We start from the raw sequence: 23,774 nt of genomic DNA on the forward strand, positions 1-23,774 counted from the left end.
CCACCTTTCCTCTGTAGATTATAGCATCAACGGGCTATTAATCCCATTTTTGTAGTATGGCCATAATTTGTATTTTTGACTGAATATTCTAATATATTATTAACACACCCATTATTCAATATGTTCAATTTAAATCCATGTTTTCTGTGGGGAGAACGTGGTTTATCTGAATAAGGTAGGATGCTAGCCATGTGTCCAAAACGACAATTACCACAAGAAGATGTATTCCGTTTAGGCTTAATGACCCCTTACTCTGGAATAGCAAACATTTATGGTCTAGAAATCGCAACCGCGGCTAACATCGCCTGTAATGAAATAAATAAAAAAGGTGGGATTCTTGGGAGGCGTCTTGAGCTAATAATAAAAGATGATGGGAGTATGCCTACTGAGGCCATCATAGCAGCCAATTCTTTGATCGATAATTATCATTGTGATGCCCTTATTGGTAACTTATTATCTAATTCTCGTCTCGCTGTAGCGAATAAAGTGTCATTACCTAGAAAAATCATCTACTTAAATTTTTCTTTTTATGAAGGCAGTATTTTTAATAAGTATTTTTTCAATTTCTCAGCGCTTCCAAATCAACAAATCATGAAAATGATTCCCTATTTGATCGAAAATTTCGGCTATAAGTTTTATTTCGCAGGCAGTAACTATGAGTGGCCTAGGGGATCAATTGCCGCAGCAAAGGAAATCATATTGAAGCTAAAAGGGGAAATTGTAGGTGAAGACTATTTCGATTTTGGTATGGCTTCCCCATTCGAAATTGCATCAAAAGTAGCAAAATCAGGGACAAATATTTTTATGCCTTATTTTGCTGGAGTAGACCAAATTGCTATGCTCAAAGCAATTGTTGATGAAGGATTGCGAGATAAAATTGTAATAGCCATGGGCCATTATGATGAAACAATGATGGCCAGTATGCCTGAACACTATCGATATGGGTTTTATAGTTGCAATTCCTATTTTATGTCTGTTAAAACACCTGAAAATGAGCTCTTGTTAAATGAACTGGCGAACTTCCAAGGAGTTACTGGAATATGGCCCAAAGGGAATGGGAAAATAACGAATTTTGGAGAGGGGGCTTATTTATGCGTTAAAGCTTATGCGGATGCGGTTAATCGAGCAAAAACATTCACTAAAAATGAAGTATTGAAAGCATTGAGCAATGTCCAATTAGCAGGTCCACAAGGATTGGTTAAAATGGATAAAAAGACGCATCACGCTCATGTTAATAGCTATCTGGCTAAATCGAATATTGACGGTACATTCTCAATAATAAAATCATTTGGATTAATTAAACCCCAAATTCCAAAACATTATCAGAATTTGCATAGAACAGCGAAACAAGAACGCAATATTCATACTAACAAGCCTTGCGCTCCTGAAACTACCATGCAATTGGATATGATCAAAGAGATAGAAGGCATCCTTAACAATGTTTCTTTAGGTATCATTGTAACTAATAGTAAAGCAGAGATTATTAATATAAACAAAATTGCTGCAGACTCATTTGGCTATATTGAAAATGAATTAATTGGTCAATCTTTATTTTTATTATTTTCTCCAAAGGAGAGGGAGTCTTACAAAAGTATTATAAATTCTTTTTTGCTCTCAAAAAAACTGTCCGATATTAAAATTGGAAATAAGGATATAGTCATCGGCTACACTAAAAATGGTTGTTCTATTTTTCTTACGTGCTCCACTACAAAAAGAAAACTGGCTGAAGATGTCTATTTGTTTTTCTTTTTGAATGATATTACTAAGTCCTTAGAGGAAAAAGAAAAACTTCTATGGTCTACTACACATGATCCCTTAACCAAGTTAATCAATAAATTTTTAATGATTAGGCGAATAAATTCAGCTATCCAACGCAGTAAAAAGAAAAATCAACTTTTAGCAGTGTTGTGTATAGATTTCCAACATGTTCAGTTTATTAGTAATGTTCACGACCATCCAATAAGCGAGCTGTTAATTGCAGAAATAGCTAATCGTATTTTTAAACAAAACCGACCTGGAGATACCATATCAAGATTTGGCGAGGATCGATTTGTCGTTCTTTGCGAAAATATACAAAGTAAAAAAGATATTCTGAACCTATCAGATGCCATTATTAACGCTTTCAAGTGTAATATGACAATAAAAAGACAAAAATTTTTCATGAATATTAATATTGGCATTTGTATTAAAACGAATGAAGTATCCGCAACAAATTTGCTAAGAAACGCCGAAATTGCTCTATATGAATCGAAACAAATTGGTAAAAATCAAAAGGCTTTATTTAATCAGAGTATCGATAAACATTTAAAAAATGAGCTGATGTTAACAACTCAGCTGCAATTAGCCATTCAGAAAAAGGAATTATCTTTCAATGTTCAACCAATTGTTATTGGGGGTGAAGGGTTATTAGGTATAGAATTACTTGTTCGATGGCTCTATAAAGGGAAACCCGTACCGCCAGATATTTTCATACCCATTGCAGAACATTCAGGAGCGATACATGATATCGGTTATTGGATACTGGAACAAGGATGTCTGATTCAATCACAATGGCAATTGGATTCTCAATCTATTCAAACGCCTTACGTGTCTATTAATCTCTCTAGTAAGCAATTGGAAGATGCTAATTTTTGTCAAAATGTTAAAAACATCTTAATGAAAACCTCGGCTAATCCTTCGCGACTTGTTTTAGAAATCACCGAATCCACATTGATGGAATATACTCAAACCAAAGGAGTCTTAAAACTATTAAAGGAAATGGGTATTCAATTCGCAATCGATGATTTTGGTACAGGGTATTCTTCATTGAAGCAACTGGTGAACGTCCCAATTAATATCCTGAAAGTCGATAAATGCTTTGTAGACAATATTATCCTCAATAATCAATCATTATTGCTACTCAAATACATCATAAAAATGGCCCATTTATTTAACTCAAAAGTGATTATAGAAGGCATAGAATTCGAAAAACAATTAGATCTCTTAAGAAATTTTGAACCGGATGGGTACCAAGGATATTTGTTTTATGAACCTCTCACTCTCTCTGAATTTAATACGAAATTTTCAAGTTTTTTTAAGAAGAATCAAAAGACTTGATTGGGAAGATCCCAAAAGCCTGAAAAGCTCAAGCCATTGATTCTCATGGTGGAACAAGGCAAAATTGGACGCTTAAATCAGAACAAAGGTCAGGTTTCATCGAGAGCATGCGTTTTAAGCAAATTATCTGATGAATGTTATTTTGTCATGAGGGAGACTTTGAAAAATTATGAATGAAAATAATATCAATTCATCTCCTGGAAATCTCAATAGATTTTTTTCAGAACCGAGAAAAACCGAAGATAGTTTGTCATCTTCTCGGGATGATTATATTAAGTTTGTATTATTCGATATTTTCGGAACAGTTGTGGACTGGCGTGGTACTATGGTTAAAGAATTTGGCATATTGTTTGACCAAAAAGGGATAAGAAATGTTGACTGTGAAGAATTGGTAGAAATTTGGGTAAATGCGTACTCTGAAAATATGAAGAATATTAGTGAAGGTAAAAATTCCTTTGCGACAGTTGATGAGTTAAATGAAAGGGCACTCAACAAAACATTACAGGAATTTCATATTTATAATAAATTTACGGAAATGGAACGAAAGCAAATGTGGATGATCTGGCATCGGTTAAGACCATGGCCAGATTCAGTTTTTGGTATCAATAAGATAAGGGAACAATTTAAAGTAGGTACTCTTTCGAATGGAAATACCCGATTATTAGAAGATCTATCAAAGCACGCAAACATCGAATGGGATGCTATTCTATCAGGTGAATTATTTCGTTGTTATAAGCCAGATCCATTGGTTTACCAATGTGCAGCAATACAATTAAAGTTAAATCCGTCTGAAATTTTGCTAGTTGCTTCACATAAATATGATCTTGAAGCAGCACAGCAATGCGGATACAAAACAGCATATATTTTTCGCCCTTTAGAATTTAAGATGGTTAAAAAAGAACAAATATCTTGTAATAATGGGTTTGATTTTGTAGCGGAAGGAATAGATGATTTAGCAGAAAAATTAAATAACTCAAAAGGCTTCCTTCGAGTGCTGTTTCCATAACTATGTCAATGACTATAATTACCATAGATTCCACCAAAATGCTGTAGTTGTAGTGTTCAGAGTTGCCAGGATAGCCTAAATTTTTCCTGTCTAATCAAAATTTTAGCTTGCAGCCATCATGAAGTCCCTGTATAAAGAATGCCGAACAAAAACGTGGGGTAACTATGGCAGAAAAAAATAATTATATTTCATTAATTTTAGATTCGGATTATCCATACCTTGACCTGCCTTCTCTCCCTGATAAGGAAGACAATGAGGCTTGGAAGACATTATGCCAACGCTATTTTCCTAATATCATAACAGAGAGCTCTGACACTGATCATTATAGGGCGTTCCTTCAAGAGTATAAACAAATTTTCCGTGATGGATTGCATTCAAAGCACATGCTTGCGAACCGTTCGTCTGCAGTAAGAAGTGATAAGCTTATTGTTTTTCATGTGGTTTCTTTTCACGGAAGCGAACTTCAATGGGCAGCTCCTTCTTTGCAAAATAATAAAGACATTGTTCTGGCAGCAGTGGGAAATAATTGTAACGCCTTGCAATATGCAGCGCCCGAGATGAAAGACGATGAAGAGGTTGTGCGTACTGCAATAAAGAACAAACGTGGTTATGCTTTAAGGTATGCTTCGAAACGATTGCAGGATTCTGAAACAATTGTCACTGAAGTGGCTGATGAATATGGCTTGGGGATTGAGCATGCCTCTGACCGATGTAAAAATAATTTGCGCATTTCATTACGAGCTCTACGTAACAATTTCTTTGCTGCAACTTATTGCGGTAATGATGTTAAAAATCATCCAGTGTTTAAAAAAGCGAAAGCAATTAATGACTATTATGAACGATATAGTTATATTAGCCAGGTGCTTTCTGGAAAAAGCATAAAAAGTGCAAGGAAAATAGTAGAAATAGAGGAAGACCAGGAGAGTTTGGAAAATAGACCAACGCTTAATTCCTAATTTATAGTGATGCAAGCCTATATACCACGATTTGCTCGGATTTATTCGCGGTATATAGGCACTGGGGAGACCTGGCAATGTTACTAAAAAAATTGGGGGGTAACAGCATCAGGATGTCCTAATTCCTGTAGTTTCTCATGAAAAGTTTGTCTCAGCATGGTGCTTATTTCAGGACTTGGAGTGGTTGTTATGACGCCTTTTGTTAATTTTGTACCAATAAAGTGGATTAAGCCGTTTAACGTATGCTGAATTTTCTCAGGATCATTCATTAATAGACTTTCTAACTGAATTGTTAATTCTTCTACCGTCCGATTAAGACAATTTTTTGCTTCCTCTATTTGAGTAGCGAGGATAGGGCTGGAGCTTCTACTATAGGATTGATATGCCCCAATCAATTTACTGTGTTGGGAACGTAATTCATTCCTTTTGACACTTGCTCTATGATGCATAGGATCTATTGTAAGTACTTGTTGGTACAGATCGTAAGCTAGAATAATAGCATTTTGCTTTTGAATTCCAGACGCTCTATATTCCTCGAAGAAATCGGCAATGAGACTGAGTAAATTTGCTAAAAAATTGGGATTAGTTGAATTAGCGGTTATTTTTACCAGCGCTGCTTGAAATGCATTACTATAAGAAAATTCTTTTAAGGGTTGTACGCTTGATGAAGTGCTAAAAAAACCTAGTTGTGAGGCTCGGCTTGAGCCTGGAACACCAAATAATGGTTGGTTTATCGAAGAACTGTGTGCCACGATGTGATCGGAGGTATTAAAAGGATTCGCTGAAGGGTGAATCGGGGTATGAGATTGAGGTGGCTCAATACTGACATTCTGGAAGTCCATCATACTAGTGTTTACATCTGAGTCGAATTTTTCTAACGCAGAAGTAGTGAAACCAGAGCCTTCTTCTATAACTTCAATAAAATCAGTATCATTGGTTTGATCCATAGCTTCCAACTCTCTTTCCTCTTCTGCGCCATTGCGAGGTATTAGATTGAGCAAACTTTGAAGATCATCCAGGATGGGATTATCTTTTTCTTCCTCGGGGATTAAGACATAGAGTCTTCTACATTCCTCCGTAAGTTCACTGGTGTCCTGATGATTGAAAAGAGCTAGTCTGGCAACATAGCTTAGTAGTTCCAGATTTCTCAAGGGCGATTTAATGGTAATTTCCAAGAGTTTGTGTTTTTCTATGTAATGAGACATGATTCTAAGGTTAGACTCTTCTCCAGTCTCTTTATAGCGGCGCTCAAGTAAGTTTAAATAGCCTAGACTGCTGGATAGCTTAGGACCATGGCCTTCCTTTACCTGAAAATTAATAGCTCGATTCATCCATTCAATGGCTTGTGAGAGTATCGCATCTGACTGAGTTTGATGCGTTGCTTCTTCCAATTGATCCACTAATTCATCACTTATCTCTTCACAAATGGTGATAAGAGATTCATTCACTTTCTTAATTACTTGATCTTTATGGCTAAAAGAACGTGTCGACTTCGTAAGATGTTCATTGTAAGTAAGTTCCATTTCATAAAGCAAACCGGGAATCTCTTGCCAATAGTTTGTCATGATATCAAAGTTCAATTCTTGGGCTTTACTGCGTATCAGCATCAGCTTAGTTATTATGATGTCAGAGCGGACATACACCAAAGCATCATAAAAATCATTGTGTAGAGCATTCCGGGTTGCCGCATGCAAATTCAAAGTGTTTAGTGCTTCGGAATAATGCTTGAGTGCTTCCTCATATTTTTGCTCATTATAAGCTTTATCGCCAAGTTGCTGTCTGAAAGTATTAAAGTAAAAACCCATGATAATCGCCTAAAAACAAAATGGCTATTGTAACTTGGTAATTTTTTTATTCAACAAGTAAATATATATTTCAACCGGTTTTTATTACCAGCAAAACCAATCAGGTTTAATAAATGCGTTCACTTTATTCATTTTTGAATGGTAATGCTTTCAATGATCACAGGTGTTATCGGCTTATCTTGTGGGTCTGTAGGCATCTTGCTAATTTTATCAGCGATCTCTTGCCCGGAAATGACTTGGCCAAAAACACTGTAGCTGCCTTGTAGGCTGGGTGTTGGGGCAACAGTAATAAAAAATTGACTGCCGTTTGTATTGGGTCCAGCATTGGCCATCGCAAGTACACCAGGTTTGCTAAAGCTTGCATTAGTATTTTCATTATCAAACACATAACCTGGCCCTCCGGTTCCATTCCCAAGAGGGTCTCCGCCCTGAATCATAAAACCAGAGATTACTCGATGAAAGGTTAAGCCATTATAAAATGGGCGCTTCACCATTTCGCCTGTTTTTACATCTTTAAATTCTTTTGTGCCTGTTGCTAAACCTACAAAATTTGCAACGGTGTTGGGTGCTTCTTTTGTAAATAATTCACAAGTAATGGTGCCTTCTGAGGTTTTAATAATTGCAGTTTCTGCATGTGCTGACATAATGCTTGTTGTTAATAATAAACTGATGAGTAAAAGGGCTATTTTTTTCATGTGGAGCTCTCCGTGGGTCGCTATGAAATGGCTAAGTCAGTATAGCAGTATTCACCTAGAAAAAGCAGTTAAAACCTACTGCGCAAGCTAATGAAATGGCGGAGTCTACTGGACTTGTCAATTTTTTCATCCATCGCAGTAGTGGCTGCTGCTTTCGAGAAAAGATTCAAATAAAAATTATTTTTCTGCCAATAACACAATGCCAGGCGTGTGGGACGCAGGAGTGGATTGGGTGGGGATGGGGGTAAAACCTATTTGCTGTAACATGACTTTATACTCATCTGAAGTTTTAAAGACTTCAGTGCCAAAATCATCTGCAAAAATATAACTATATTCCCAGGTCAAGCAAAGGTCATAACAAAGCTCTTTAAAACCTTCACAAATCGCCACATGGCCTTTCTTTTTTAAAGCATGATAGGCCATATTTAATAGCTTTCTTTTTCTGGATTCATCCCAATCCCACAAAACACGCACAAATAAAATTAAATCAAATCCTGAAGGGAATTGCTCGTCTTGAATAAAATCACCAGCAAATACGCTAATTCGTTTCTGTAATCCCATTGTGGCAATATGTTTTTGTGCTATTTTTGCTGATTCGGGTAGATTGTAAACGGTAATTTTTAAATGAGGGTATGCTTGAGCCAGAGCACAGGCAATAGTTCCATCACCGCCTCCAACATCCAATATGGAATGGTACTGATTGAAATCAAGATAAGCGAATAAGGTTTGTATTAGTGGTGTTGCAGTTTTTGTCATCCATGTTTCCAGAAAATTGGCTTCCTCAGCATTTTGGGGTGGCCAGGTAACATGGAATCTTGGATCAGTAAAACGCAATATGCTACTTAGTTTCTCATTGGCCATTCTCTGCCAATAAAAATCATAATATTGTTTGAATCCCCACCCTCCATCTCCTAATAACAACTGGCTTTTGGCCAATTGATATCCGGTTTGTGCACCGATAGTGATTTTTTTTAAAAAATTCTCACAACAAAGCAAATGTAACCATTTTTTTGCTCGAACAGGTTTAAGTTCAAGTATTTTTATAATTTCATTTTCCAACCAATAAGGTCTGTCATTAAATAAGCGAAATAAGTCCAGTTCAAACATGGATTCTAACAATTTGACTCTCACCCCTCCTGCAAGGAGGCCATAAAAATACTGACGTGCCTCGATATAATTCTCATGATTATTTTGCTCTTCATGTTGTCTAACAATCGTTGGTTCAGGAATTTTGGCGTAGATCATATGATGATTAAACCCTAATTCTGCGAAAATTGGATTTTTGTCAACGTAGGCAACATAACCTAGCTTTTGTAAATAGGAGACGAGTTTTTCAACCCGATTATCAATATCATGAACTTCGATACTCAGTTGTTTAATGAAAGAAAATTGCTCGGGTTTAATGCTATTTATTACATCGAGCTCTGCGCCCTCAACATCAATTTTTAATAAGTCGATGTGTGCTATTTGATTTTTTTCAATAAAACGTCCTAATGAGGTCAGTTGGCATTTTACTTTGGTTTCTAATGTCTGGTTCTTATAATTTTTTTTAATGAAATAATTCCGTAAAAACGGTAAATATTTTAACTGATAATACAATGACTTATTTTGAAAATAAGACAGTTTTAATAAAGTTTCATAATTTAATAGTGGCTGAAAATTTGAGATAATTTTATCCGATGGTTTGTAAGTGGCGGTCACGGAGCTTTCTCCAAAGAGAGTAAAATCTATACTACAGTCTTTGGGAGTATTTCCTATTCCAGTGTTGTACAGGTGCACGTTATGCTTAAATCGCGCCAAATTTTTTTTCAAACACTTAAAAGTAGCCGGAATAGGCTCAAAACTATAAATCTCAATATCGTAATGGCATTGCTTTAGAGCAAACAATGAAAAAATACCAATATTCGCACCAACATCAAAAACAACTGACCCTGCATTCAATGTAAGAAAATCTGGCAAGTAACTTTTTTGGTGAAAAATCTCATGAATTAAGCCGTTCACTTCAAACTCATTAATAAAATACAAGTCTCCGATAGCAAATTGTTTTCGTGAGATTTTATTAGGCATTGATGCTTGTCCTTTTAATCACAATATTTTGTCAATCCAACCAGTATTAATCGATTTCCTGTATGAGGTGTTTTTCCATGCAGACAGGAATAATTATCTACTATCATAACGTCCCCAGGTTGCCAGGCTGTTGACACTGTATTTTTTTGTATTGCAGAGTTGATGCAATCAGCTTCTTGTTTCGATAATGGCTCGCCATCTCCATAAAAAGCAACATAAGGATGAAAATAATTATGTAACAAAATAAATCGAGCGAAAGGGTTAGTAATCTTGCTTTTGACGTAATCACTGGTCCCATTATAAAAATGATTGGCATGGTTACTTTGATTAAACCAGACTAATCTGCCGCTGATTGGGTGATTGCGGTACGCAGGAAGCAATTGCTCAGTGATAAGCCCATTACCTGGAGTCCATCGAAATTGTTGTCCCATTTGCTGAAGCATCATTTCAACTTTATTTTTATCATTGGTTTGAAAGCGTTCCATCCATGTCAGGCATCCAGAATTCTTACCTATTAATCGAATCATTTTGTACTTGATTCCAGAACCGTAATAATGTCTGCGATATAAAATCCCTTTAGATTGCAATTTTTTTTGTAAAAAACCTGGTAAAGAAAACCATACCTTGTGTCCATCAGCCAAAGCAGTATCTCCACCTGTTTCGGGGGCATGAACGCAATTAAAAAAAACATGGCTGGGGAAATCATAGTCATATGATTTTTCATTATGCAAAGCAAGGTTAAAACTTGGATGGATATTTATTGAAGTATAAATACCTTCTCTAATCTTTGTTCGAGGGATTGGACAAAAATCATACGAATAATTTGAACCCAAAGCACTTGTCTGGATCACTTCTAAAAATTGCTCAGCCGTGTTCACGTGAAACCCACGCAAGATAATAGCGCCATAATGAAGCAGATGATCCTTAAATAAGGCATTTTCTTCTTTAAGGAATTGCTTTAAATCATGAATATTACCTTTTATTTTGGCGTGAGGTTGAATAATTAGGGGTAATTTTTGTTGATTTACAAAAACATAGTTAAGTTGGTGATCTGTCATAAAATCTCTCGCTCACAATCCTGGGGTGTGTTATCAGACTTTCAGAGAGTATTTCGTTCTTCCTGATTTTACTTTATAGGGTAGCGCACCCTTTATAACTACGCTACAAACTGCGGGAATACTCATATTAAATAGTATAGGTTATAGTGTATATTATTTTACAACCCAGAAAATAACTCCTCAGATATTGTCTTAATCATTAAGTGTAAATCGTGCTATTTCTTGAGTAATTTGCCCATACGAATCAACATAACCCATAGCAATGATGTGAGATTTTGATTGCATCTTGGGAAAATAATAGGTTTGAATTAGCTCAGATAATTCTTTGTGAAATTCTTGGGATTGGGAAGGATCAGAGAAATTCTTGGCCATTAAGCTAAAATGGGGACTGTACTCGAAAAACACGTTAGGACTTCCATAGTGTATAAACGCTTTTTTCTTCTCTGGAATAGACTCAGCCCAGTCGGGAATTTTAGCACCGAAATTTCTAAGCTCGGTAAGACGCATAGTAACGTCATCACTCATTCGTTGCAATTCTGAGTTTAGTCCATTGTGTTGTTTGCTATTGTCTACATCCAACATAACATAATTTCCCGCAGTAATAAGAAGATTTGTAGTTTTAATTGCAATGGGATGCCAATGCTTGGCGATTAGTGAGACGCGATGCTTTAGTTCCTCAATGCTTGGCTCGGAGTAATCAGCTAAAAATAAGGTAATGTGCAGCGGATGATGCTCTAAAAATGGCTCAATTTGATAGCGCTTTAGAATATCATTTTTTTCTAGATAAGAATTAAACTCTTTAACTGATTGATGAAGGCCAGGTTCCTCAAATAATAAATAGACATTGATTTCTTTGGCATATGAACAAATGCTCATTAAAAATAGTACGATTATTCTTATACTTAGTTTCATTGTTCACTCCAGAGTGGCATTAGGGCTAAATTAAGGGGAGTTTAATCAGATAATATAAAATAACCGTTTGATTTATATATAAAATTTCGATTAAAACACCGGAGACTATCTTATCCTAAATTGATCTGGTTTTACATAAAAAAATACAAGGCTAACCTATGTTCCGGCCACACAAATGTCAGCTAAGAATTAGCAGATGTTTTGGCAACTTTCGCTTGTATGGTTCAGATGAATGTTCAACGCTGTGATCCTTGTTTTGATGTTTCTGAATAGGAAATAGACTTCTTTCGAAACTCTACTGCCATGGAGAATTACTTTGTCGATACGGTGCTCGAATCCTCATGTACTAACGTGTACACTGCGGTTCTGCGCTCCGTTTCTCTTCGCACTTTTCTCATGGCGGCGAGTTTCGAAAGAAGTCTAATGAAATAGAAACCAGTAAGCTTAATTTGTATGTTAGAATGAATCTACCCTAATTATAGGCAGTATATTAAGAAAGGACATTGCAGCAGAAAAGGTATGATTTTTAAGGATAAAGATGGTATGAGCTTACCCAATCAGCTGGCAATTATTGGCTTTGATCCCCGGTCGCCAATTTTAAGGAGAAGTATGAACTACGAACAAATCTTATTCCTCGTACTTATAATAACTGCGCTCATTTTTTTTATCTCTGGTATTATTCGCTATGATTTAGTAGCTGCCATCACGCTATTACTTGCGGTTGCCTTTGGTTTGGTGCCAATAAAGGAAACTTTTATTGGCTTTAGCCATAGTGCAGTGATCACTGTAGGAACCCTATTTATTATCAGTCGCGCTGTGGAAAATACCGGTATTCTTGGTGAGATTGCTTACTATCTTCAGTTAAGGCGTAAAAATATTCCTAAGCAAATTTTGGTATTGAGTTCTGCAATGATTTCGCTTTCAGCATTTATTAATAACGTTGCCGCTGTTGCTCTTATGATTCCAATTGCACTGAAAATCTCACGAATAAGGAATATTCCTCGCCGAGCATTATTCATGCCTTTATCATTTAGTTCTCTTTTAGGGGGATTAATTACTCTTATAGGAACTTCACCAAACATTATTGTTTCTGATTTTCGTAAAAATAAATTGGGTAGCGCCTTCCATTTTCTTGATTTTGCTCCAGTGGGTATTGGTGTTGCCATAGTAGGACTTGCTTTTATAGCCTGGGTAGGATGGCGGTTAATTCCTTTAATCACGGATAAAGATAATAAACCCTTTTTGGAAAAGTTTACCTTCGAGTTTCGTGTAAAAGCCGATTCGCCTTTGCTAAATAGAAAAATGGTTCATCTCATTAAAGAATTTCAGGATAGAGCAGAATTACTTGTTGTTTTAAGGGGTGGCGAAGTGATCCGTGAAAATTTGAAATATCTTACGGTTAAAATTGACGATATTTTAATCGTAGAAACAGACAAATGGACATCGGGTGAACTTACTAGCCAATATAAATTGGTTAGGGAACCTCAATATCAAAAAATGGAATCTATGGACTATTTCTTGACTGAAATTATTCTGTTACCACAATCGTTTTTAGAAACCAAACCGATTAAAGATTTAAATCTGATTGAAACTTATGGTATTGAAATTATTGCCATTTCAAGAAGAAATGCCACATTTACTAAAAGCCTTAGAGAGATTACTCCGCAGACAGGGGATGTATTATTGGTTAAATCTGATAATAAACTTACCCAGGAAGGATTGTATGCTTTAAACTGTATTGCTGCCGGTGAAAGCCGCATTCGCCTTTTCTCAAAAAAAGCAACCATTAAAGTGTTTAGTATATTTTTTCTAGCTATTGCCGCGGTAATTTCAGGTCTTGTACGAACAGACATCGCATTTTTCGCTGCGTCAATAGCAATGATATTGACTAGGTGTTTAAGCTTGGAAGGAGCATATCAAAGTATTAATTTACCTATTCTTGTTCTAATTGCTACTTTAATTCCGGTAGGTCAGGCAATGGAAACAACGGGCACAGCCACACTCATTGCTCAAGGTTTTTACTATTATGGTCATGCGTTACCGATTACTATGAATTTGTTCATTTTGATTGTTATCTGCATGTTGTTTGCAAATTTTATAAATACTGCTGCAGTGGCATTGATTTTTTCTCCAATTGCTTTAATGATTGCTTCAGGTTGGAGTGTCTCGCCTGATCCCTTCCTAATGGCAGTGGCTGTAGGGTCTTCTTGTGCGTTCATTACGCCAGTGGGGCATCAGGCAAATACCTTAGTTCTTGGCCCCGGGAATTATCAATTCTCCGATTATTGGAGAATAGGCTTGCCATTAACTGTTATATTAGCAGTCACTGCAACTTTATTAATTCGCTTGTTCTGGTCCTTTTAGCAGGATAGCAGCTTATTTACTTGCAAATTTCATCCATTTTTTGAGAGGTAGGTTGGCATTGGACTGGCAGAGATTGCATCGTTTTGCATATTGTTTCTTTCGCTTCAGTATCACTGGCGAAACTCCATCCTTTTTGCTGAATATGCACTCCTCGAAATAATTGAGAGTATTCGCCATCAGTTTTGGAAAGAGTATAATTGCCGGTTGTGTCAGGAATATTATTGGCATAATTGGCAATAGTGCTGCCCTGATCATCAAATAGAATAATGCACTCATTACGAATATCAGACTGTCCACCTTTCACTCCGTAATTATCCTGACTGCGAACATAGTCCGGGTAATAATATTCTGCAATCGATTCTAAGCCTTCATGCTTATATGGCCAATTAGTACATAGATGATTAAAGCTATTTTTACAACCGCCGTTGTATTGGAAGCTACTGTCTAAATCTACATTTCCTAATATTGGTTGCAAGTTTAATCCATTTCCTATGATGGTTGTATATTCCAGGTTCGGGTGGTAATGCTGGTAAAGAGCTTCAATTATTGAAAAATACCCCTCTCCGTTGTCAGGATGTAACATTCCTAAACTTCCTGCCCTTTCTCCGACACCATTGTAAATGGCATTCATCGAAACTTGTGAGGAAGTACTATTTTCTCCTGTATTTATTCCCAAACCATAACCTAATGCATTACAAGTCTTGACTGCAGCTAAACTGCCAATTTCAGTGAGCGTTCCATCGATATCAAATACACAGACACCTTTTGGGGGCTGAGGTGTTAAATTTTTTGCAAAAATTGGTGTTCCACCAAGTCCAATTAAAAGAACTAGAATAGACGTTAGTTGAATAAACATTGTTGACTCCACAGTTATAGATAAACTCACCTAATGGGCTTCCAATTAAAGAATTAGGAGCTTTAAAACGTTAACCATAGCGTGTTTGAGTACTAGAAATTGTCCAGTGAACTGCTCGTCACTTGGCGTCATCTGTTCTTAATACCCAGGACAAATTTGAAAACATGTGCTTTTAACGTTGACTTTTTATTGCCCACATAATACATACAACTTTACGTTTAGTCAAAAATCAATCACATTTAAATCAAATTTTTGCAATAGTTGTCAAAGTCAAAAAGACTTAAATTATCAATGTCATCAGGCTATACTCAATATAACTAATTGAAATTAGATAATAATGGCACGAGTTCTAGTGTTACAACATTCTCCTTATGAACCATTAGGCATCATTATTCATACCTTAAAAAGGATGAAGTTACGTATTCGTTATGTCAATTTTGCCAGAGATCCCTATCAACGAGTGGACATGAATCGTTATCATGGCATTGTTGTATTAGGCGGGGCTATGCATCCTAATGAGATGGATTTATACCCACATCTAACTCATGAAATAGAATTGTTGCAGGCAGCAATTGCTAAAGAAATGCCAATATTAGGCATATGTTTAGGTTCACAATTGTTAAATATAGCTTTGGGTGGGAGCTGTTATGCTTTAGAGAAACCTGAATTTGGATGGACAAAGGTAGATAAATGTGGCGAACATGACTTGTTTGGGCTGTTTGAGCAGCCAATGCATGTTTTTCAATGGCATCAATTTGCGAACCAGACTGCTCCAGGTATTGAGGTTCTTTTAGAAAACAGCCGATGTGTGCAGGCATTTTGTTATCATAATAGTATAGGACTCCAATTTCATTTGGAAGTTGATGCCAATTTGATTCAACGTTGGTTAGAGCATCCTGATTATTTGGAGCATCTACATCGCCACCTAAAATCTGAAGATATTAATACCATTCGTTCAGAGACCAAACGTCATTTACCTAATTCAATGACTGTAGGAAAGCTTTTTTTTGCTAATTTCTGCCATTTATTTAATAAGAAAACCTATGCCTTATCGTCACGTACAGCCGGAAGAGATTTGTTTTAAGTTTTTTAGTAGACTGACCGTAACGCTCGAATACATCCCTGTTTTAATTTATCCATAATGAATAATTTTTAGATTAACTTAATAAAACCTTAATAAATCCTTAATTTTGATGTATTACAATGCGCAAACATTCTAATCCATACTTAATCTGCGGTGTTGTAATGAAAAAGGTAATAATAGGGGCGGGTCCAGCAGGTCTATATACAGCCATTAAATTGCGTAAAGCGGGAATACGGGATGTAGTTGTTTATGATCCCCGAGCAGGTAATTATACTCGGCCTGGACATTTGAACAAAAATGTTTTTGCTAAGGCGGAAAAAGGCCTTGACATCGATTTTTGGCCTCAAGATACGATAGGGCATATAAAAGATTTGGAAAAAGGGCTTTATAAGGAAGCGCAACGATTAGGTATAAAAATTGAAAACAAGCGCTTTTTAAGATTACACCAAGATGCACAAAAACCAGGCGTTGTTATTGCGAATGATGAGAGCGGTGAAGAAATTGTCGAAGCAGATTACGTGTTTGATTGCACAGGTACAAGGCGGGAAGTGGTTGCCGCAGTGAACCAAGTTGTTTCAAATTCGCCTTTAAAATTAACCACAATCACTGAGCCTCCAGTAAGGAATCACTTTCTTGCCTATGTAAAAATAAGCAAAAGCGATTGGAATCAGTTTGAAAGGGATAATTCGGTTATTCGTAGTTTTCCCGAAACTATAGGCGCATTGTCTTTTGCTCAATCCATCATCAAATTAAGAGCTTTGGGTTGGAAAGAATTTAAATTCCCACGTTGTTATGGAATGGAGTTTGGTAAAAATAAAGTGTGTTTGTACTTACACGCTCCCGAGCATTTGACTCAAGAAAATTATGATAATTGGGTACAAACGGTCCTGGAATGTTACACTAAACCAATTAGCTATACTCATTTGTCTCCATCACCCAAACCTCGATTCTTGCCATTTCGTTCGAATGCCCAGGCCTTACAAGAGGTTTCTTACAAAGGGAAAAATTTACCTACTGTCATTACTTTAGGTGATGCTCAAATTGATTTTGATTATTATTTGGCACATGGTATTCGAGATGGTATGGATCGAATAGATGCCCTATTTGATCACATGGAGATCTTCGATAATAAAATCTATTATTTTGACTCGGCTGAGTATTTGCAAACAATTAATACTCTCCTTCATGATCATAAAAAAGAATTGATTAAAGAAGCGCAAGCGATGAAGCAGTCATTTATTGATGCACTCGAACCGGCACAATTGAAATTCAGACAGGCTTTACTGTTAAGCAAGAACCCAAAGGAGCAATCTGCAATTAGTGAGATTTTAAAAGAAATTGATGCCCGTCAAAGCCATGCCAAAGCATGCCAGGTTTTTACTGATTGCCACAATAAGTACAATCAAGTTCTCCTTTCCTCGACTGATATAGACGGGGTGATTGCCAAGCTGGATACGATTCAAACCAATTTATTGAAAGCACATTATGGTTTGTCAGAATCTTTTACTACCGAGCATAAAGAGGTTGAAGCATTACTGCTTCATATTGCCATGAGCTGGAAAGAGGTCGGAAATGCTCTGTTTAAAACCGGTAAAATGCTTCAATCAATTGAGGCCTACAAAAAAGCATTAGAAATTTATAACTTAAGTAGTTTTTCCGGAAATCATATTTTAAAAGAACTTCCTATCTATTCTAATCTAGCGATTGTTTACTTACATGAGAAACGATATTCTGAAGCAATTGCATCCGCAAAGACCGCTTTATTTCTATTTGATAGCTTCCCATTTGAAGAGCGACCAGTATCGCTCCAAGAAAAAATTATCTTTAATTTGGTTAAGGCATTGTGTGCTCAAGCCCAAGAATTTTTATCATCAAGTAAACATAAAGATGCCAGGGCGCTCCATGTACAAGCAAGTAAAGTAATGAGTGAGAATGAAAATAAACTTACCCACCAAACACTGCAATCGATTAAAGAAATTATTGGCCAGCTGCAGCAGCGGCTGCCAAATAAGCCAGAGGGTAGTGATGACTCTATTTCGTATTCAAGTGTAGGCGGGGAAATACCTGGTGTATTCGGCACAAAAACAATAGTAGAACCTAAATCTGTAGGCCAGTCACTGGGGAATTTAGGTATGTTTGGCGGCGGTTCGATAATGAAAGACAAAAATCTTCTACAGAATCCTCCAAAGTTAGCTTAGTAAATTAGTCTATCAATTTATATTTTCCCACGCCCACTGCACTTCTTACGGTGATGAAGGCTGTGGGAAGCTTCTGAGGCGAAACCCAATACGCTACATACATATTTCAATGGAGCTTAAAACATTTTTTGCCAAATTAACTCTTAATACTTTAATATCTCATTAGGAACCCCTACAAATAATAAATGAATAGGTGTTTGCGTGAATATTAAAGAAATCCATATTGCACAATTAACTATTCCATTAAGTCGCCCGTTTATTACTGCTGTGAGGCGTACAGAATGCGTTGACGATGTGGTGGTATTAATAAAAACAGATTGTGGGAATATCGGTTATGGCTCAGCCGCATCAACTCCAGCGATAACTGGAGACAATACGGAATCTATTATTACTGCCATTAAAAATACTTTGGGACCACATCTTATCGGACGCAGTATTTCCGAATTAAATTTGTTACTACAAATGAATAATCAGGCTATTGAAGGTAACTCTTCTGCCAAGGCCGCAATGGATATAGCTTTGCATGATTTATTTGCTCAATATTGCGGTTTGCCTCTCTATAAACTGTTGGGAGGAAATACCAATAGTATTAACTCATGCATTACCATAAGCGTCAAAGAAATTGATGAGATGGTGAGTGATGCTGTTGAGTTAATTCAGCGAGGCTACAAAACCCTAAAAATAAAATTAGGGTTAAATCCAATGGATGATATTCAACGAGTTCGTGCTATTCGTCACGCTGTGGGTAACGACATTACCTTGCTTGTGGATGCCAATCAAGGATGGTCTTATGAGGGAGCATTAAAAACTATAGCTGCTTTTAAACAAGACCATTTGAATATTTTTTTGGTAGAACAACCGATTAACGCTCGAAATATACCTGATTTAAAGGCGATTAGCGAGCAGGTTGATTGCTCGATTATCGCTGACGAAGCGTGTTTTTCACCTGAAGATGCATTGCATATGGCAACGTTAAATGCTTGTGATGGGGTCAATATTAAGCTGATGAAATCAGGTGGTATTGAGAAAGCACAAGCTATTTATCACATTGCGCAAGCAGCGCGAATGGAAATCATGGTCGGTTGTATGCTGGAGTCGCCTATTGGGATCGCGGCTATAGCCAGTTTTGCATTAAGTAAACCTGATATTTTGTATGCGGATCTCGACCCGATTTTTTTGATTCGCGACAATTATATTCTTGGTGGAGCGCGATGCGTCAACAATAAAATTATTCTTGCGGACAGACCAGGATTAGGGATTGAAGGGATAACACAAGGATTAAATCCAATTGGAGTAATCCGCTAATGACCTTCTACATTCAGCTAGCCAGTTTATCCATTATTATTCTTTATGTTCTGCTGTTATTTCGTAATGTGGACCCCTTAATAGCGACTGCGGTTTGTGTTGGGTTAGGTTTTTTGTGGAATAAAAGCAGCCCTATTGATATAGGAAATGTTATGGCTAATGCCTTAGGTTCATTTATGGCTCTAGTTGGTTTTATCATTATGCTAGGCCGTGGGTTAGGCGAAGTCTTAATGCATACTCAGGTAAGTCATACTTTGGTGCATCAAATTGTTTATGGAATCGGGATTAATACTCAGAGGCGGGCTAAAATTGGTATTGTGTTTTCCTCTTTTATCATTGTTGGTTTGCTTGGGACATTAGCTGGTGGTTTAGCTATCCTAGCCCCTAGTTTGCGTCCTATTGCCGGCTCAGTCGGCTTGTCACGCCCTAGTTTGGCGGTGCTCATGCAAGCTTCTGCTGAAGAGGCTTTAATTCTTGGTCCTTTTGCCCCACCTATAGTCGCTTTGTTGGGTTTGACTGGATTAAGCTATGGGACTGTGCTTCTTTACGCTTCTCTGCCAGTGGCTGTAGTGACTTTAATCACTACCTGGTTTATGGCCTCACGACTACAAAAATTGTACAGCAATGAGCTATGTGAAGATGAGAACAGTTCCGAACCCTTTACCCCAAATACGCAACAAAAACGGACTACAATACTTTTCCTAATTGCCTTTTTGTTTTGTGTACTCTATGGATTATTCACTACAGCAAAAACCTCTTACGTAATCTTTGTCATGCTATTTCTAGTGCTTGTTACTGGATTATCGTATCGACTAAGCTTGAAACAAATGTTTCATTTATTACTTGAAGGAATGCAAAAAAGTCTACATTTCTTTTTTTTATTTGTTTTATTTGATCCTTTTATGGTCCTGATTCATCAAGCAGGAGGGTTTAATGCATTAACGCAATTACTTACACCATTAATTAATTTAGGGGGAAAACCGGTATTATCCATCTTAATTGGTTTGACTGGGGCTTTTGGCATGCCTGGTGCTGCCGAAGCAACTATTCAAATGCTTCATCAACTCTTTACGCCTAGTGTCCTGCAGATGCACCTACCCCTGGTCACTTTTGCTTTGTGCATGCTCTTTGCCACTCGTGTTGCGAATTATGCTTACCCTGGTGCTAATATGTTTGCAGCAATGGGCTTTGCTGGAAGCGAAAATGTCAAAGCAATGATACAAAATGGGCTTGTAGTAACTGTCGTGCAAGTTTTTTTCTTAATCGTATATAGTTTATTTATTCCCTAGATTAACAGCTGCATTTAGTTCTCTTCATGAAATAATAATAGGGCTTCTGCATAACCTGCGCATCTTGTATTATTGCTTCATTGCAAGCATTTCTCCTGTGCTCATGTACTTCACGTAAACCCGCTCCACGAAACGTTTGCGCATTTGCACTCATTAAAAATCTACAGGTTATGCAAGAGCTCTATTATTGCTTGCTAGATTTGAACGATTCCGGGCGAGAAGGATACATTTCGCTGTTCTTTTGGAATCTCTTCTTTTTTCTCACTCCACTTTCTAGCTGTAATAACTGGATCTGGATCATTTGGGTCATTTTTATAATGCTTAACAAAGGGCATCAGCTCCATTTCTTTGGTCTTGCTAAAAAATCGTACAATTGGGCCAATAATATTTGTTGCGGACCACTTGTCAATCTTGGGATTAAACCGGTTAATTTGGGTAGGAGCTTGCCCTGTACCTATTAATATTTTCTCAACATAGGTTCGGCAATCATTACTCCCAATTTCATAATCTTTGAAAAAGCCTTTCAAAGTATATTTATAAGTTTCTTGCAGCATACGATCCAGTACGAGCATATCAAATAATTTTTTACCTGTAATAACTCGGGGGGATTCATTTTGATCGAAAAATCGAGGTGTCTTAATCCGACTACCATATTCCATAGGGATATCTTGCTTACCATTAATAGAATAAGCAATAAGATAATGGTGTCCCAAATGCCCTTTTAATGACTTGGATATAAAACCAGCAGTTGTGGTGCTTACTTGAAATTTCTGATTATCACTCTTCAAAAACGCATTAAATGCCGCTTCTTTCTTCGATTCTGGTATATTCTTAAAAAATACATCAAGAATATATTGCTTTGTCTCTGCTTCATATTCTGCATGTGTTTTTTTAGACGGCAGTTCTTTGCCTACTTTCTCAATACTATTGATACAGAATTCCAATTTTCTTTCAAAAGAACTTTGAAATACCAAGCTAGGGCAACGTGAGCCAATAAATGCTCCTAAAAACAATCCTGTTACAAACCATAATCCTGAAGCGCGTAAATTACCTATGATGGAATAATCTGAGAAAAGGCCAGCAATCAAGCCTGTTGCGGCCCCTATTACCCCAAAGATAAACCCTAATACAACAGAGCAAACTCCTAATGCTGCTTTCTTCACAGTATGTGACGTAGTATGCATTTTTGAGGCGAGAATCAATGCATTAAGGGCTGTAGTCACTTCTGTTAAGTCAGGTTTTGATTGATTATCAACATCAGCATAAAATTGGCGTAATTTTTTAACGACATCAATTGTTTTCACTATTAGGTGAGTAAGTTGCTCTGGATTCGGTTCATTTTCAATTGATGCGAGCAGTAAGGCAAAATAATAATGCAATTCAGTTGGTGGTAACCTCTTGAGATTTTGAAGCAACAGATCTCGCTGCTGATTGTAGTCTAATATTGCAGGGTTGCTGGCTCTGAATTCAGTTTTATTAGTCATTGATTTTTGAGATCGAACCATAAAAACTCCACTAATTGCTTAAATAAGCAATATTATATATTTGTAAGCTTAATGTTTTATTAATGATCATTTGGGGTTGATGCGCTTTTTATCCTTTGGCAATAGGTTGGACATCAGCTGGAAGTTGTGATCTTAATTCAAAAAAAACCAGTAGATTCAGTATCATTAGCTTGCGTAGTAGGTTTTAACTAAGCAATTCATCTTGATGTGTTTTATTTTTCAATATTTTCTAGACAGTAAGAAAGACTTTGTATTTTAATATCACCACTGGCTCATAAAAGTAGACGGAACTATGGCTCTTACAAGATTCTTTTTCTTAATAGTTTTATTTTGTATTTGGGGTGTGCAGGAAGGTCAAGCAGAAGAAACTGATCAATTTACTCTTCCACCTAGCGAATTGCTTGATATCGGTCCGTTTGCAAGTCACAAGCTTTTTGAAGTTCTCGAAAAAGTTGTAGCTCAAACTAATTCCGAGATACAAATGCTTCTACCAAGGGCTAAATATAGCCGGCATGCAGCCTCACAATTGGCATTGCGCCGTAATGATGTTTATCTCGCTGATTTGATTTACAAAAACATGGGTCCTGGTTTTCCACGTTGGTTGCGTTGGAATCGCGTACCAAACGATTTCAAGCCCATTCGCTATAAAGAAATCTGGCCTTGGAAAACTGTTTATTGGCTTGTTTTTTCGCAATCACCTTTATTTATTATCGGACTTGCCCCAACGATCAATATGTATGGGTATTATTTTGGTACCGACAAGCTTGGTCATTTCTTCATGCAGGGCCATACCTATTATAAAATGTATACGTATTTCCTGGCTCATGGGAAATCGGCTAAGCAAGCCCGTGCTGCTATCGTTCTCTATGGTCAAATCCTTGAACAGACTTATTTAGGCACCTTAATTAACGGCATTTATTCCAATGCCGATTTGTCAGCGAATTATTCTGGCTGGAAATTTTATATGAACCTTGCTCATAGTGTACAAATTGGCGATAAAACGCTTCCCCCAATTCTGGTCTTGAATGGTAATAAGTGGGAATTTGCAAAGCACGTCAACAAGAATGATCTACTGAAGCCTTACCTTTCAGATAATCTAAATGAAGCCTTTAATCCTTGCCACTACACTTTTATGCGAAGCCAAATTCGTAGACAGATTAGAAAGCGCTGTGCCAACTGGATTGAACGGAAGGGTGTCACGAAACAAATTGTTGAAGCAAAACTTGAAGAAACCAGTCGTTGGCACGGAGAAAATTATGGACACTGGCTTCCCGCGAAGAGTGCAGTAACTCTTAATGTCTGTTTTGGAGGCAAGTAAAAAATTTTACTTTTTTATCTATCTTTTAAATTCAGACCACTGAAAAAGACTAAATTTAAAAGAATCCAGTTTGATATAAGCAAAACCTCCGATTCTGCGTATGTCGAACTCACTTTAAATAATCATTTTTTTGATTTGGCACTAAAGAGAAAATATCGTCTTCCCCAAAGACTTGAGTTCCTTGATATTTTGTACAAAAAATCGTGCCCAGTAAATTGGACTTTTATCATTTCCAGTAGCTGTTGGTTTATCGTACGCGG

The 23,774-nt window shown here is 36.8% G+C and carries 16 protein-coding genes; 9 read left to right on the plus strand and 7 right to left on the minus strand.

Annotation, left to right across the window (positions count from 1 at the left end; translation table 11 throughout):
* The first annotated feature begins 189 nt into the window (after positions 1-189).
* From OK13_RS10195 to OK13_RS10205, 3 genes are all read left to right on the plus strand, one after another.
* Positions 190-3,096, plus strand: a complete 2,907-nt coding sequence (locus OK13_RS10195) for an ABC transporter substrate-binding protein (RefSeq protein WP_052117654.1) — start codon at positions 190-192, stop codon at positions 3,094-3,096.
* Positions 3,097-3,265: 169 nt separating this feature from the next.
* Positions 3,266-4,102: a haloacid dehalogenase type II gene (locus OK13_RS10200; protein WP_052117655.1), complete on the plus strand. Its 837-nt coding sequence runs from the start codon at positions 3,266-3,268 to the stop codon at positions 4,100-4,102.
* A gap of 164 nt (positions 4,103-4,266) precedes the next feature.
* Entirely contained in the window at positions 4,267-5,058 is a 792-nt protein-coding gene (locus OK13_RS10205; RefSeq protein ID WP_035890658.1) for a DUF4116 domain-containing protein, read from the plus strand.
* Between the two features lie 83 nt (positions 5,059-5,141).
* Here the strand turns inward: OK13_RS10205 and OK13_RS10210 are convergent, their stop codons facing one another.
* From OK13_RS10210 to OK13_RS10230, 5 genes are all read right to left on the minus strand, one after another.
* The gene (locus OK13_RS10210) at positions 5,142-6,863 is read right to left on the minus strand and encodes a hypothetical protein (protein ID WP_052117656.1); all 1,722 of its coding nucleotides are present in this window, start codon (positions 6,861-6,863) and stop codon (positions 5,142-5,144) included.
* Between the two features lie 128 nt (positions 6,864-6,991).
* Positions 6,992-7,558 carry a peptidylprolyl isomerase gene (locus OK13_RS10215; protein WP_035890659.1) on the minus strand — a complete coding sequence of 189 codons (567 nt, stop codon included), beginning with the start codon at positions 7,556-7,558 and terminating at the stop codon, positions 6,992-6,994.
* A gap of 177 nt (positions 7,559-7,735) precedes the next feature.
* A complete protein-coding gene (locus OK13_RS10220; RefSeq protein WP_035890660.1) occupies positions 7,736-9,625 on the minus strand; it encodes an FkbM family methyltransferase in 1,890 nt (629 codons plus the stop codon).
* A 14-nt stretch (positions 9,626-9,639) separates the two neighbouring features.
* The gene (locus OK13_RS10225) at positions 9,640-10,683 is read right to left on the minus strand and encodes a TauD/TfdA family dioxygenase (RefSeq protein ID WP_035890661.1); all 1,044 of its coding nucleotides are present in this window, start codon (positions 10,681-10,683) and stop codon (positions 9,640-9,642) included.
* Positions 10,684-10,875: 192 nt separating this feature from the next.
* A complete protein-coding gene (locus OK13_RS10230) occupies positions 10,876-11,595 on the minus strand; it encodes a 2'-5' RNA ligase family protein (RefSeq protein WP_035890662.1) in 720 nt (239 codons plus the stop codon).
* A 609-nt stretch (positions 11,596-12,204) separates the two neighbouring features.
* Here OK13_RS10230 and OK13_RS10235 point away from each other — a divergent pair.
* Complete coding sequence (locus OK13_RS10235) at positions 12,205-13,959, plus strand: SLC13 family permease (RefSeq protein ID WP_160264746.1); 1,755 nt, start codon at positions 12,205-12,207, stop codon at positions 13,957-13,959.
* 16 nt (positions 13,960-13,975) lie between these two features.
* Here the strand turns inward: OK13_RS10235 and OK13_RS10240 are convergent, their stop codons facing one another.
* Entirely contained in the window at positions 13,976-14,815 is an 840-nt protein-coding gene (locus OK13_RS10240; RefSeq protein ID WP_035890664.1) for a hypothetical protein, read from the minus strand.
* 337 nt (positions 14,816-15,152) lie between these two features.
* Here OK13_RS10240 and OK13_RS10245 point away from each other — a divergent pair, with 337 nt between their 5' ends.
* The 4 genes from OK13_RS10245 (at position 15,153) to OK13_RS10260 (ending at position 20,691) form a co-directional block, all read left to right on the plus strand.
* Positions 15,153-15,899 carry a type 1 glutamine amidotransferase gene (locus tag OK13_RS10245; protein WP_173402503.1) on the plus strand — a complete coding sequence of 249 codons (747 nt, stop codon included), beginning with the start codon at positions 15,153-15,155 and terminating at the stop codon, positions 15,897-15,899.
* 161 nt (positions 15,900-16,060) lie between these two features.
* Positions 16,061-18,097, plus strand: a complete 2,037-nt coding sequence (locus OK13_RS10250) for a tetratricopeptide repeat protein (protein ID WP_035890666.1) — start codon at positions 16,061-16,063, stop codon at positions 18,095-18,097.
* A 201-nt stretch (positions 18,098-18,298) separates the two neighbouring features.
* On the plus strand, positions 18,299-19,402 hold the full coding sequence (locus OK13_RS10255; protein WP_035890667.1) for a dipeptide epimerase: 1,104 nt from the start codon (positions 18,299-18,301) through the stop codon (positions 19,400-19,402).
* The gene (locus OK13_RS10260) at positions 19,402-20,691 is read left to right on the plus strand and encodes a GntT/GntP/DsdX family permease (protein WP_035890668.1); all 1,290 of its coding nucleotides are present in this window, start codon (positions 19,402-19,404) and stop codon (positions 20,689-20,691) included. The genes OK13_RS10255 and OK13_RS10260 overlap by 1 nt, the downstream gene beginning before the upstream one ends.
* Positions 20,692-20,885: 194 nt before the next feature.
* Here OK13_RS10260 and OK13_RS10265 read toward each other — a convergent pair whose 3' ends face one another.
* A complete protein-coding gene (locus tag OK13_RS10265) occupies positions 20,886-22,196 on the minus strand; it encodes a hypothetical protein (RefSeq protein WP_035890669.1) in 1,311 nt (436 codons plus the stop codon).
* A gap of 292 nt (positions 22,197-22,488) precedes the next feature.
* Here OK13_RS10265 and OK13_RS10270 point away from each other — a divergent pair, with 292 nt between their 5' ends.
* Positions 22,489-23,514, plus strand: a complete 1,026-nt coding sequence (locus tag OK13_RS10270) for a hypothetical protein (protein WP_035890670.1) — start codon at positions 22,489-22,491, stop codon at positions 23,512-23,514.
* The last annotated feature ends 260 nt before the right edge of the window (positions 23,515-23,774 follow it).

It is taken from the genome of Legionella norrlandica, assembly GCF_000770585.1.
In the GTDB taxonomy this organism is placed as follows: Bacteria; Pseudomonadota; Gammaproteobacteria; order Legionellales; family Legionellaceae; genus Legionella; species Legionella norrlandica.